At 35.8% G+C, this 12,454-nt stretch carries 12 protein-coding genes; 3 read left to right on the top strand and 9 right to left on the bottom strand.

The annotated features are described in order from the left end of the window. Position 1: 1 nt before the first annotated feature. The gene (locus tag BLQ56_RS13450; protein ID WP_090855134.1) at positions 2-781 is read right to left on the bottom strand and encodes a metal ABC transporter ATP-binding protein; all 780 of its coding nucleotides are present in this window, start codon (positions 779-781) and stop codon (positions 2-4) included. Between the two features lie 180 nt (positions 782-961). Between BLQ56_RS13450 and BLQ56_RS13445 the strand changes: the two genes are divergently transcribed. Then, complete coding sequence (locus tag BLQ56_RS13445; protein WP_090855131.1) at positions 962-1,225, top strand: DUF2624 domain-containing protein; 264 nt, start codon at positions 962-964, stop codon at positions 1,223-1,225. Positions 1,226-1,388: 163 nt separating this feature from the next. On the opposite strand, the gene BLQ56_RS13440 is transcribed toward BLQ56_RS13445, so the two are convergent. Beyond that, on the bottom strand, positions 1,389-2,282 hold the full coding sequence (locus BLQ56_RS13440; RefSeq protein ID WP_090855128.1) for a deoxyribonuclease IV: 894 nt from the start codon (positions 2,280-2,282) through the stop codon (positions 1,389-1,391). Positions 2,283-2,315: 33 nt separating this feature from the next. Continuing rightward, positions 2,316-3,632, bottom strand: a complete 1,317-nt coding sequence (locus BLQ56_RS13435; RefSeq protein WP_090855125.1) for a DEAD/DEAH box helicase — start codon at positions 3,630-3,632, stop codon at positions 2,316-2,318. A gap of 283 nt (positions 3,633-3,915) precedes the next feature. Here BLQ56_RS13435 and vrrA point away from each other — a divergent pair, with 283 nt between their 5' ends. Together vrrA and BLQ56_RS13425 are read left to right on the top strand one after the other, a co-directional pair. Further along, complete coding sequence (vrrA, locus tag BLQ56_RS13430; protein ID WP_090855120.1) at positions 3,916-4,554, top strand: VrrA/YqfQ family protein; 639 nt, start codon at positions 3,916-3,918, stop codon at positions 4,552-4,554. Positions 4,555-4,664: 110 nt separating this feature from the next. Beyond that, on the top strand, positions 4,665-5,606 hold the full coding sequence (locus BLQ56_RS13425) for a 4-hydroxy-3-methylbut-2-enyl diphosphate reductase (RefSeq protein WP_090855117.1): 942 nt from the start codon (positions 4,665-4,667) through the stop codon (positions 5,604-5,606). 103 nt (positions 5,607-5,709) lie between these two features. Here the strand turns inward: BLQ56_RS13425 and BLQ56_RS13420 are convergent, their stop codons facing one another. From BLQ56_RS13420 to dnaG, 6 genes are all read right to left on the bottom strand, one after another. Beyond that, the gene (locus tag BLQ56_RS13420) at positions 5,710-6,831 is read right to left on the bottom strand and encodes a Nif3-like dinuclear metal center hexameric protein (protein WP_090855114.1); all 1,122 of its coding nucleotides are present in this window, start codon (positions 6,829-6,831) and stop codon (positions 5,710-5,712) included. Beyond that, entirely contained in the window at positions 6,824-7,531 is a 708-nt protein-coding gene (locus BLQ56_RS13415; protein ID WP_090855111.1) for a tRNA (adenine(22)-N(1))-methyltransferase, read from the bottom strand. Before BLQ56_RS13415 ends, BLQ56_RS13420 begins: the two co-directional genes overlap by 8 nt. A gap of 170 nt (positions 7,532-7,701) precedes the next feature. Further along, positions 7,702-8,055: a cytochrome c550 gene (gene cccA / locus BLQ56_RS13410; protein WP_090855108.1), complete on the bottom strand. Its 354-nt coding sequence runs from the start codon at positions 8,053-8,055 to the stop codon at positions 7,702-7,704. A 252-nt stretch (positions 8,056-8,307) separates the two neighbouring features. Beyond that, on the bottom strand, positions 8,308-8,847 hold the full coding sequence (locus BLQ56_RS13405) for a hypothetical protein (RefSeq protein ID WP_090855105.1): 540 nt from the start codon (positions 8,845-8,847) through the stop codon (positions 8,308-8,310). Between the two features lie 112 nt (positions 8,848-8,959). Continuing rightward, a complete protein-coding gene (gene rpoD, locus BLQ56_RS13400; RefSeq protein WP_090855102.1) occupies positions 8,960-10,084 on the bottom strand; it encodes an RNA polymerase sigma factor RpoD in 1,125 nt (374 codons plus the stop codon). Positions 10,085-10,130: 46 nt separating this feature from the next. Continuing rightward, the gene (gene dnaG / locus BLQ56_RS13395; protein ID WP_090855098.1) at positions 10,131-11,948 is read right to left on the bottom strand and encodes a DNA primase; all 1,818 of its coding nucleotides are present in this window, start codon (positions 11,946-11,948) and stop codon (positions 10,131-10,133) included. Positions 11,949-12,454: the final 506 nt, after the last annotated feature.

Genomic DNA, 12,454 nt, shown 5'->3' with positions numbered 1-12,454 from the left:
CTTATTGTCCTCCATGACTATGGTCATGTGTGATGACTTTTACATGATGACCATAAAGCTCTGACAAGTCCTGTGCTTTAAACTCATCAAATTCACTCGCATTCCCATGAAAGTGTAAATGCTTATTAAGACACGCGACATGCGTTACTTTTTCGCTTACCGTCCCTACATCATGTGTAACCAATATAAGTGTAAGCTCTAAATTTTTATTAAGCTCTTCTAATAATTGATAAAAGCCTTGGACGGTTTGTGCATCCACACCAACAGTTGGCTCATCCAAAATAAGTAACTCAGGGTCACTAACTAGTGCTCGTGCAATGAATACTCGCTGCTGTTGGCCACCAGAGAGTTCTCCAATATTTTGATCGATAAATTCAGACATTCCTACTGCCTCGATTGATTCTCTCACTTTCTTTTTATCTTCAGTTGATAAAAAGCGAAACAAACCGATCTTTGATGTCAGACCGCTTGCTACAACCTCAAAAACAGTCGCAGGAAATCCAGTATTAAAACTATTCGCCTTTTGTGAGACAAATCCTATTTTATATTTCTCTTTAAATTTTGAACGATCAATTCCAAACAATTTAATCTTGCCCTGCTGCGGCTTTACCAAACCTAATATACATTTAAGTAATGTTGATTTCCCTGATCCATTAGGGCCTACTAATCCTAAAAAAGCCCCTCTAGGGACAACAATATTTATATCTTCAAGAACATTTCTTTCTTCATATCTAAAAGTAACATTTGAAATCTCTAATATTGGTTCTTTGTTATCCTTCATTAAATCACCTTTTTATAAAATAAAGTAGAATCGTTACGATTTATCCTAGTGAAGTATACATGAGTATCCCCTATTTTGTAAAGCATTCGTATTCTTTAAGCACAATTTTTGTTGTTTTATGATCTAGTATGCACATTTGGAACATATCACTCATAGAGTTTAATAAGGAAGGTGAGATGAATGAATATTTACCATAAAATCGTTAATCAAAAGATTAAGACTATTACTGTAGATGAACTGCTTTCTTATAGCAGTAAATATGATATTTCATTAACAAGACCTCAAGCACAAAAAGCAATTAAATACTTAAAATCTAAAGCTGACACCAAAATCGATATTTTTGACAGTGAAGAACGAAAGAAACTTCTAAAGGAAATTGCAAAAGTAACAAGTCCAGAAGTAGCAAGACAACTAAATATCCTATTTAATGAATTTACAAAATAAGTGGCCAAAGTGAGACCCCGCAGGAGCTAAGCGACGAGGAGGCTCACTGGTCACCCGCCGGACGCGGAGTGTATTCAGCCTGCGGCTTTAAAAGCGACAATCTATACGAAAACAGCTACAAAAAAAAGAAGTAACTAGATTGTTTAGTTACTTCTTAGCCTTATCACCCATTCATAATCTTTTGTAAAAGATCAGGGTCGAATTGTTTTTTTGTTAACATCTCAATTTCAAACTTATACGGTGGCATTTTGCTATTTTTATCATCACCAACATATGGCGTTTCAAGGATCTTTGGAACATCCTTAAGCGAGTCATGGTGGACGATATAGCTTAAGGCATCAAACCCTATATGGCCAAAACCAATGTTTTCATGTCGATCCTTTTTCGCACCACGTTCATTCTTACTATCGTTAATATGAAGTACCTTCAATCGATCAATTCCGATAATTTTGTCAAACTGTTCAAGGACTCCATCAAAATCTTCGACAATGTTATAGCCAGCATCATGAGTATGACAAGTATCAAAACAAATAGACATCTTCTCGTTGTGAGTAACACCATCGATTATCCTTGCTAGTTCCTCAAAAGAACTACCACATTCAGAACCTTTACCAGCCATAGTCTCAAGCGCAATTTGAACATTTTGATCCTTTGTAATCACTTCATTTAAACCTTCGATAATCTTATTAATTCCACATTCTGCACCTGCTCCAACATGTGCTCCAGGATGAAGAACAATTTGCCTAGCACCTAGTGCATCTGTACGTTCAATTTCAGATTGTAAAAAACGCACTCCTAATTCAAATGTAGATGGATTTGTTGTATTTCCTATATTAATGATATAAGGAGCATGTACAACAATATCAACAATACCATTTGCAGACATATGAGCTTGTCCCGCTTCAATGTTTAAATCCTCAATCTTTTTACGTCTCGTGTTCTGAGGTGCACCCGTATAAATCATAAATGTATTTGAACCGTAGCCAACCGCTTCTTCACTTGCTGCTAAAAGCATATTCTTCCCACTCATCGAAACGTGAGAACCTATTTTCAACATTTTCCTTCACTCCTCATTCTTTCTCCCTGACTATTACTTACTTCTTTTCTTTAAACGTCTTTGACGTTGTTTAATGCTATCCATTTCTCTTGTCATCTTCTTTTTGTAACCTGGCTTTACCTTACTTGGCTTACGAACATGACTTTTTGCTTTTTCATCGATTTCATCAGTCTGTCTCTGGCGTGTCTTTCTTCGATTTCGCTCACCAATTTTAACGAATTCCTCTTTTTCGATATCATAGTTCGTGAAGGTAATTCCCATTTTCTCTAATTTATTTAATGCATCTTCATCTGATGGTTCATACATAGTAGCCGCAATTCCTGAATAACCTGCACGAGCCGTTCTCCCAACGCGGTGAACATAAAAATCTAAATCAGATGGTAATTCGAAATTTATGACATGACTTACTCCTTCAATATCAATTCCTCTAGCTGCTAAATCTGTTGCAACCACAAACTGATATTCCAATTCAGTAACTTGTTTCATCGTTTTCTTTCGTTCTCTTGGACTAAGATCCCCATGAACTCGACCAACACGAAGTCCTCTTTCAATTAATCCATCAGCAACTTTATCAGCCATTTTTTTGGTATTTGTAAAAACGATCGCTAAATATGGATTATATAATTTTAACATCGTATGCAATAAATCAATTTTCTTTCGGTGTCTTAGTGGAACTAGTACATGCTCAACTTTTGCTGCTGTTACTTGTTGTGGTGCTACATGCGTATATTTTGGATTTTCCATGTATTTCTTCAAAAAAGGCTTTAACTTTTCAGGAATTGTTGCAGAAAAGACTAAAATTTGTAACTTCTCTACCATTTTTGCAGCGATTTGATCAACGTCCTTAATGAAACCCATATCTAACATTAAATCAGCTTCATCCACTACTAACGTTTTCGCCTTATGAACATATAATGCTTGTTCTTTAACAAGATCGTTTATTCGACCAGGTGTACCTACGACAATTTGTGGTTGAGTTTTCAACTTATCAATTGCTCGCTGTTTATCTGTACCACCCACGAATAATTTAGAAGTAATTGGGTGTTTAGCATCAGAGTGCTTTATAATTTTCACAACTTCTTGGTGAATTTGAGTAGCTAATTCTCTTGTTGGTGCAGTAATAACCACTTGTACTTCAGGAGTTAATGCATCAATTTTTTGAATGATTGGTAAAAGGTAGGCATGTGTTTTACCTGTCCCTGTTTGTGACTGTCCAATTGCATTTTCACCACGAAGTATTGTAGGTATTAATCTTTCTTGAATTTCTGTCGGTTTTGTAAATCCAAGCTCACTTACTGCTTCAAGTATAAATGGTTGGAGTTGAAATCTTTCAAATTGATTCTTTTCCATTTTTAAATCCCTCATTCTATAGCATATAGTATGCTTATTCTTCCTTAATCGAACATATTTAACTCAACAAACCATTATATATGATTTTGAGAAAAAAAACCAATACAACCAATATTTTTTACTCGGTGCCTATTATTAAGAATAAAATAAACACTTCCCCTCTTCCTCGCATAGCTTATTGTGAAGGCTCATTAATCAAAAGGAATCATAGAAGTCATACCTACTAAAAAGTAAATCTGTAACCTTCATATAAATCAACAGACTATCGGAAGGAGGAACTATCATGTTTTTTCCCGGAAGAGGAATGCCTGGAATGGGTCCAGGTCAGTTTATGGGAACACAAATGCCTGCTCAAGCTATGAGTAGAGCTGGTGGAGGAGGATTCTTAAGCAAGCTTATGTCAGGTTTCAAAGGTGGCGGATCTGCTGCCCCAACCGGAATGATGCAAGGAATGAATCCTGCAAATTTCATGCAAGGGCCTGGAAACTTTATGGGAGCTGGTGTTAATGCGGCTAATGCTGCTAATGCCGCCACTGGGGCTGCAAAAACGACGTCTGTTTTGTCTGGCTTAACGAACCCAGCAAATCTAGGTACTATGTTAGGAAATGTTCAAAAAGCCCTTCACACAGCCGAATCAGTCATGCCAATGGTTCAGCAATACGGGCCCTTAGTAAAAAATATACCATCAATGCTAAAGCTCTATCGAGAATTAAATAGTAGCGATAGTGATGATGATAGTGAGAAAACAAGTGATGAAGAAGAAGTAGTAACGACTAAAAAACGCAAAACAAAGAAAGCACAACCGTCCACAGAAAGTGCGGAAGAATTAGACGAAGAACGAGATGTACCAAAAGCAGCTACACCTAGTAAAAAGACCACAACAACAAAATCAGGTCAATCCGTTCCACGTATGTATATTTGATTTAGCTCATCGTCCTCTTTGAATTATCACGCCTACTCAGATATAATATAAGAGATTAAGAGAGTAATTACCGATAAACTCTTTCGTCTTAACCTGAGGAGGTCAAACAAATGGAAGTCATCAAAATTGCACCGCGTGGCTATTGCTATGGTGTTGTTGATGCAATGGTTATTGCAAAAAATGCGGCATTAGATAAATCATTACCTAGACCGATTTTCATCCTAGGTATGATTGTTCATAATAAACATGTAACAGATGCATTTGAAGAAGAAGGTATTATCACGCTAGATGGAGAAAATCGTCTTGAAATACTTAAAAATGTGAACGAAGGTACAGTCATTTTTACCGCACATGGTGTTTCACCAGAGGTTAAACGCCTTGCAAAAGAAAAAGGGCTAGTGACTATTGATGCAACATGCCCAGATGTGACTAACACCCATAACTTAATTGAACAAAAAAAGGCAGAAGGATACCAAATCATTTATATCGGGAAAAAAGGTCACCCTGAACCTGAAGGGGCCGTTGGTGTTGCACCAGATATTGTTCATCTTGTTGAAACCCTAGAAGATGTAGAAAACTTAAAGCTATCAAACGAGAAAATCATTGTTACAAATCAAACAACAATGAGTCAATGGGATGTACAGCACATTATGGAACGTGTACAGGAAAGATTTCCTCAAACAGAGGTTCATCGTGAAATATGTATGGCTACACAAGTGCGCCAGGAAGCTGTCGCTGAACAAGCAACAGCAGCTGACGTAACAATTGTTGTGGGTGATCCTAAAAGTAATAATTCAAACCGATTAGCACAAGTATCCCTAGAAATTGCGGGTACAAAAGCTTATCGTGTGGCAGATGTAAGTGAGATCAAAGTAGAGTGGCTATTAGATGCCAAAAATGTAGCTGTAACTGCAGGTGCCTCTACACCAACCCCAATTACAAAAGAAGTGATCAACTTCCTTGAACAATTCGATTCGAACGACGAATCAACTTGGAAAAGAGAACGTAGTGTACCACTTCATAAAATTTTACCTAAAGTTAAAACAAAATAAGTAGGTTAAAAAAGCTTGAGTCCTCTTGGACTCAAGCTTTTTTGGGCTCTCCGACAGAATCTCGAGCATCTATCTCCACTTTACCGAACTTTCGAATTACTATTTATATAAACACAAAAGGATCTGTCGAGGGTTCAGAAGGGAAAACTTCGATGTCCCACTTCCTATCCTTAAACTCTAAGAATAACTTGTCTGCCACGCCTTTTTTCATAATTTGCTCAATATGATGACCTGGGTCTACAACAGAAAGTCCCATCATTAGTGCATCATGTGCTACATGATAATAGAGGTCACCAGTAACAAACACATCAGCACCTTTGAACTTGGCTTGAGAAATATACTTATTTCCATCTCCTCCAAGAACAGCTACTTTTTTCACTTTACCATTTAGAGGGCCAACTACTCTAACCCCATCCACATGTAATTGTTTTTTTACATACAAAGCAAAGTCTTCTAAGGTCATTTCATTTGGTAAATACCCAACCCGACCCAAACCATATTCTTTTCCTTCATTTTCAAGACTATAAATATCGTAGGCTACTTCTTCATAAGGATGAGCGGCAAGCATCGCCCTTATAACCGCTTTTTGACGTGAAGTGGGTACAATTGTCTCAATTTTAATTTCCTCAACTTCTACGAGCTTTCCACGCTCTCCTATGACAGGGTGGGAACTCGCTTCAGGAAGAAATGTACCAACACCCTCAGTATTATATGTACAATGACTATAGTTTCCTATGTTTCCAGCTCCAGCAGCACTCATGGCTTCTCTCACTTTGTTAGCCGAAGAACCTGGAACAAAAACAACAATCTTTTTATTACTATCAGTATATGAAGGAGACAAGACTTCTTGTTGTTGTAAATTTAGTGCGTCTGCTAATAAATCATTCACTCCGCCTTCAGCTACATCTAAATTCGTATGGGCTGCATAAATAGTGATATCATTTTTTATGCATTTCTCAATCATTCTTCCGGTTGTTGAATCTGTTTGTATGTGTTTGAGTGGTCGGAAAATGACAGGGTGGTGAGCGATGATTAAATCGACGTTTTTAATGATGGCTTCTTCTATCACGTCCTCATTCACATCTAATGCAGTCATGATTCGATTAATCGGCTTATTGAGTGACCCAATTTGCAATCCGATTTTATCTCCTTCAACAGCAAACTTTTTTGGTGAAAAAGCCTCAAAAACTTGAATAACCTCATGTCCATTTGGTACTTTAATCATCTAGTACCTCCTTTACAATCTTTATTTTTTCTTCAATTTCTTTTCTCTTCTCATTGTTTTCAGGAGTAGACTCAGCACTTTGAAGTTTCATCATAATTTGATTCCAATGCTGTAGTTCATTCGTCCACTTTTTAATAAATACTTTATTTTTTTCCTTTAGTAAAAATGGTCCTAGCAATAAACCTGCCTTTAAATCTTCGTATGATTTTTCCGTATTACCACGGTCAGCAACAATAATTTCATAGATTTTACCATCTTCCTCAAGAATGGTTTCAGAAGTGATTCCCCAATTATTTTGGATCAACCATTTTCTAATATTGATCGCTCCAATATTAGGTTGTAATACTAACCTAGACACACCCTCTAATTTATTTGAACCTTCTTCTAATATTGATGTTATCAATGTGCCACCCATGCCTGCAATTGTAATACAATCAACTTCGTTAGGCTGGATAACCTCTAGTCCGTTACCCTTTCTTACTTCGATCACTTCTGCTAGGTTAGACTTACGTACCTGTTCTTGTGCTGAACGGAAGGGACCGTCATTGATCTCCCCAGCAATTGCTGATGATATTTTCCCTTTAAGAAAAGCATAACAAGGTAAATATGCATGATCAGATCCTATATCAGCAAGAATGCTATTAGGAAGGATATTTGAAGCAACAGCCTCAAGTCGTTTCGATAATTGTAATTCATTCATTTTTACACCACATTTATTTTATTTTCTACAAATTTATTATACAAAAACTATCCATGAAATAAAAACTTATGTCCAATATATAAACAAAAAGCCTGGCACTATTTACACAGTTACGTGTAACCAGTATTGCCAGACTCTTTGGAGAACCCTTTAAAACAATTGCAAATGTTTTAAAGTTCGCTTAGCCAAGTAACCATGTCGTCAAGATGCTCAGCAGGTACAAGACCACCTTGCATGATTCCTTTACCTTCTTCTAAAATGGTTTTAATCTCATCAGCTTCGTAACGCTCACCTACACCATGTAGATCTGGACCAACTCCACCAGACATATCTACACCATGACATGCTGCACATTTCCCTTGATAAATTTCTTCAGGAGAAGCTGCAACAGTTGCCTCAGGAGTTTCTTCACCCTCATTTGCAAGCTCATCCATGTTTCCTAATCCAATAAATGAAAGTAGGAACATAAGTCCAATTCCAAAAACAAAAATTAAGCCAAATGGAATCAATGGATTACGATTCATTCCTTTAACCTCCCTTATGTAAATACTAATGTTTCTTATACGAAGATAATATACAAACAATTCCTATTTTACTTTAATTTATAAAGAAGTGAAAGTCCTAAATGTACAAGTTGTTCAAATATCTTTCATAATTCTAATTTAAAGAATGGCTAATTCGCAGTTTTTTACTATATCCATATTAATTTTAATTAATTGAATGAATATCAATATCTAAGATTACTTAATTATCTAATTATTTAAAATAATGAAATATTATCTAAAAAATGCTATAATTGTAAGTACTATACCTAAACCACTTGCAAATAGAAAATAGTTCCTCTTCAAGAAAATCCCTAAAACAAGCCATATTAAACAATTCAATAATACGATAACTAATAGTGCAAATTGATTATCACCATTAAAATGACTATTTAATTGTACAGTAGCATTTAGAAAAATTAAGGCACCAATAATAGAGGAAAAATGTTGTAATAATTGATTTTTCTTAAGAAAAATCGATGATAATACACAGATTATTATAAAAACACTAAAAATAGCGATTTGCAAAACCAAATTTATTTCAGTAAAATAAGTGACAAGAAATGAAATTGGTAGCAAACAAAAAATGAAAAAGACAGGAGTAAATGTTTTCTTCACTTTCTTCGTTTCCTTAAGTTCCTCATTCAGAAGGTTAAAATCTCCTTCTGTATATAGGGTAAGGAGAAAATTACAATACTCTTCTGGTAAAAGTCTAGATTGCTTCCAATCCCTTATTTCTTTAATGATAATCTTTTTTCTATTACTTTCATCCATGTGTTCACCTCTAAAATGTAAGGCTTATTTAACAGTTACTATAGATACACAATAATAAAAAAGATGACCTAGGAGATTGGGGTCCTAAGGGTCATCCCTATTATTTGATATTTTATTCTAAGAAATCCTTAAGACGTTTGCTACGGCTTGGATGTCGTAGCTTACGTAGTGCTTTTGCTTCAATTTGTCGGATACGCTCTCGTGTAACACCGAAGACCTTACCAACTTCTTCTAATGTGCGAGTTCTACCGTCATCAAGTCCAAAACGAAGGCGCAATACGTTTTCTTCACGATCTGTTAATGTATCTAAAACATCTTCAAGTTGTTCCTTTAACAGCTCGTATGCAGCATGCTCAGAAGGAGAAGTGGCATCTTGATCTTCAATAAAGTCTCCAAGATGTGAATCATCTTCCTCACCAATTGGAGTTTCTAATGAAACAGGCTCTTGAGCGATTTTTAAGATTTCACGAACTTTTTCTGGAGTTAAGTCCATATCTTCACCAATCTCTTCAGGAGAAGGCTCACGACCAAGATCTTGCAGTAACTGACGCTGTACACGAATTAGCTTGTTAATCGTCTCAACCATATGAACCGGAATACGGATTGTTCGTGCTTGATCGGCAATTGCACGTGTTATTGCTTGACGAATCCACCACGTTGCATACGTACTGAATTTATAACCTTTACGATAGTCAAACTTTTCAACTGCTTTAATAAGACCCATGTTACCTTCTTGAATTAAATCAAGAAATAGCATCCCACGACCAACATAACGTTTCGCAATACTAACAACTAGTCGAAGGTTTGCTTCAGCTAAGCGTCGCTTGGCTTCTTCATCACCGTCTTCAATACGCTTTGCTAAAGAGATTTCTTCTTCAGCAGACAGAAGATCAACACGACCTATTTCTTTTAAATACATTCTAACAGGGTCATTAATTTTAACACCCGGAGGAACGCTTAAATCATTTAAATCAAACTCTTCTTCCTTAGCTAATTGTTGGATATTTGGGTCCGCATCTTCATCACCCTCACCTAACAATTCAACACCCTGTTCTCCAAGGAACTCATAATACTCATCAAGTTGATCTGACTCAACTTCAAATCCAGACATCTTCTCTGCGATTTCCTCGTATGTCAGAACTCCTCGTTTTTTACCTAACTCTGTTAATTGATCTTTCACCTGATCAATTGTAATTTCTGTTTCCACTTCTTTAGAACGTGCTGACTTTTCAGCCATAAGTTCCCCTCCTTTCAAACTAGTGAGCCATAGAGGTAAATTACACTTAGTTATTAAGTACTTTTTTTATTTGGATGATTTCATTAGCGATCGTTGCTGCTTTAAGAAAATCCTTCTCTCGCTCTGCTTGCTGCTTTTCTAAATCCTTTTCTTTTAGCATTGACAATTTTTGATGTTTCAACACCTGTTTTATATAGTCTCTAATTTCGGTGTCTGTTGTTTCTTCATTAATGAGTAGCATAGCGATATCAGTCACTGCACGTGAAAGTCGCTCATCATTTAAACGTTGCAGAAATGCGCTTGGGTCTGGTTCGTTTCCTTCTTCGTAGTAAGCATACAGATAAGTAACAATAGCTTGATGTTCTTCAATATTGAATTCACTTTGAAGTTCGCTTTGAACTTTATAAGCAATATCTTTATCTCTTAGCATATGAGCGATTAAATATCTTTCTGCATTATGAAAAGCAGGTTTCAAACTTTTTTGTACATTCGTTCTTCTAGGTATATTATTTCTATTCCTATCGCTATTATCCTTTTTCTTGAACTCACTTTTGTTAAATTGTGCTTGTTGTTCTTTAAGGGCTTCTAACGATACTGAGAACTCTGAAGAAATTTGTTGCAAATAGTGTTCACGCTCTACAGCTTTATCTAAAGCACCTATTTCCTTAAGTACTTCTTCGATATAGCGCATCCGTTCTCCTTCATCTTGAAGGTTTTTTCCACGGCGTAAATATTGCATCTTAAAAGCCATCTGAGTAATACTTGCCCCTATTACATCATTCTTAAACTTTTCACTACCGTATTTCTTAATGTAGTCATCAGGGTCAAGTCCTTCTGGCATTAATGAAATCCTCACGTAACACCCAACGTCTGACAAAATTTTAGATGCCCTTAGTGCAGCATCAATCCCTGCCTGGTCAGAATCATAACAAAGAATTACAGACTCAACATTACGTCTAATCAACTTTGCTTGTTCTTCAGTCAATGATGTTCCCATTGAAGCAATGGAATACGGAAAACCAGCTTTTGTTGCGGAAATAACATCTGCAAATCCTTCAAAAAGAATAACTTGTTCTTTCTTACGAATATGCATTCTTGCTTGATGAAAATTGTATAGTGTCTTACTTTTGTTAAATATAGGAGTTTCGGGACTATTTAAGTATTTTGGTTCTTGATTGGAGGTTAATATCCTCCCAGAAAATGCAATGGTCTTACCTTGATAATCCCAAATTGGAAACATGATACGATTGCGAAACCGATCAAGGAAAGAACCAGTATCTTCTTTTTTTACAAGTAAACCGGCTTTTTCCATTAATTCAAGACTATACCCTCTTTTATGTAGGAATTTAGAAATATAATCCCATGAATCTAATGAGTAACCAATTTCAAACTGCTCAATAATCTCTTTCGTAAAGCCACGATTTAACAGATAATCTAAGGCTTCTTGACCTTCTTTTGTATTTACTAATAAATGATGGTAAAATTTCTTTAAAAGGTCATGTGCCTCGATCATAATAGACATCTCGTTTTGATGTTTATTATTTGATTGTGAACTCGGTGTCCGGTCCGCCGGGAGTTCAATATCCTTTCCTTCAGCTAATGTTGTTGCAGCTTCTATAAAAGAATACCCCTTAAGATCCATTAAAAATGAAAATACATTTCCCCCTGCCCCGCAACCAAAGCATTGAAAGAGTTGTTTTTCCGCAGAGACCGAAAAAGAAGGTGTGTTTTCACCATGAAAAGGACATAACCCAAAATAGTTTCGACCTTGTTTCTTCAATTGAACATATTCACTAATTACATCAACAATGTCAACAGATTGACGAATTTTTTCAATTGTTTCTTCGGGAATACGATTTCCCATTATTCGTAACAACTCCGTCTACTTAATATTCGCTGTCGTTCACTTTAATTCCTGCAAGTTTCGACAAATTTCTTCTAATGGCATTAAAAAATTCTTTGGTCACTTTCTAAATAGGGTTTTGGACCATTGTGTAAGAGTTCCAGTACGTCTTTCCTTTGCCGAAAGAAACATTACATGTAATACAGCATCCATGTCATTATTAAGGAAAGATTCCTCTAGGTTATGTATTTGCCTAGCTGACAATTGTTTAACAGACATACATCAGCATCGACTACAATCTTCTTCTTTTTTTCGTCATATTTTTTAATTCTACATCACTCCATAGAATCCTTCTTTCTTTTTAAAGAAAATAAATAAACTGACTAATTCCCATGGAAAATGTCGAAAATTTTTCTTGGTAATTCCACTTTGTCTCTTGACAACTCACAATACATAGTTTATTCTATCTTCCCTAACTCTAAACCTATTTTATACATTTTTATCACAATTTTTTTATTATAATACAT

This window comes from Litchfieldia salsa (assembly GCF_900104555.1).
GTDB classification, from domain to species: domain Bacteria; phylum Bacillota; class Bacilli; order Bacillales; family Bacillaceae_L; genus Litchfieldia; species Litchfieldia salsa.
This window is presented reverse-complemented; position numbering and strand designations above follow the sequence as displayed.

What these genes read in the sequence shown, in the direction of transcription:
- BLQ56_RS13405 (WP_090855105.1), bottom strand. Translation starts at nt 8,847, where the DNA reads ATGGATGAAAGTAATAGAAAAAAGATTATCATTAAAGAAATAAGGGAT.
- BLQ56_RS13440 (WP_090855128.1), bottom strand. Translation starts at nt 2,282, where the DNA reads ATGTTGAAAATAGGTTCTCACGTTTCGATGAGTGGGAAGAATATGCTT.
- dnaG (WP_090855098.1), bottom strand. Translation starts at nt 11,948, where the DNA reads ATGGGAAATCGTATTCCCGAAGAAACAATTGAAAAAATTCGTCAATCT.
- BLQ56_RS13445 (WP_090855131.1), top strand. Translation starts at nt 962, where the DNA reads ATGAATATTTACCATAAAATCGTTAATCAAAAGATTAAGACTATTACT.
- BLQ56_RS13450 (WP_090855134.1), bottom strand. Translation starts at nt 781, where the DNA reads ATGAAGGATAACAAAGAACCAATATTAGAGATTTCAAATGTTACTTTT.
- BLQ56_RS13435 (WP_090855125.1), bottom strand. Translation starts at nt 3,632, where the DNA reads ATGGAAAAGAATCAATTTGAAAGATTTCAACTCCAACCATTTATACTT.
- cccA (WP_090855108.1), bottom strand. Translation starts at nt 8,055, where the DNA reads ATGAATCGTAATCCATTGATTCCATTTGGCTTAATTTTTGTTTTTGGA.
- BLQ56_RS13420 (WP_090855114.1), bottom strand. Translation starts at nt 6,831, where the DNA reads ATGATTAAAGTACCAAATGGACATGAGGTTATTCAAGTTTTTGAGGCT.
- rpoD (WP_090855102.1), bottom strand. Translation starts at nt 10,084, where the DNA reads ATGGCTGAAAAGTCAGCACGTTCTAAAGAAGTGGAAACAGAAATTACA.
- BLQ56_RS13415 (WP_090855111.1), bottom strand. Translation starts at nt 7,531, where the DNA reads ATGAATGAATTACAATTATCGAAACGACTTGAGGCTGTTGCTTCAAAT.
- BLQ56_RS13425 (WP_090855117.1), top strand. Translation starts at nt 4,665, where the DNA reads ATGGAAGTCATCAAAATTGCACCGCGTGGCTATTGCTATGGTGTTGTT.
- vrrA (WP_090855120.1), top strand. Translation starts at nt 3,916, where the DNA reads ATGTTTTTTCCCGGAAGAGGAATGCCTGGAATGGGTCCAGGTCAGTTT.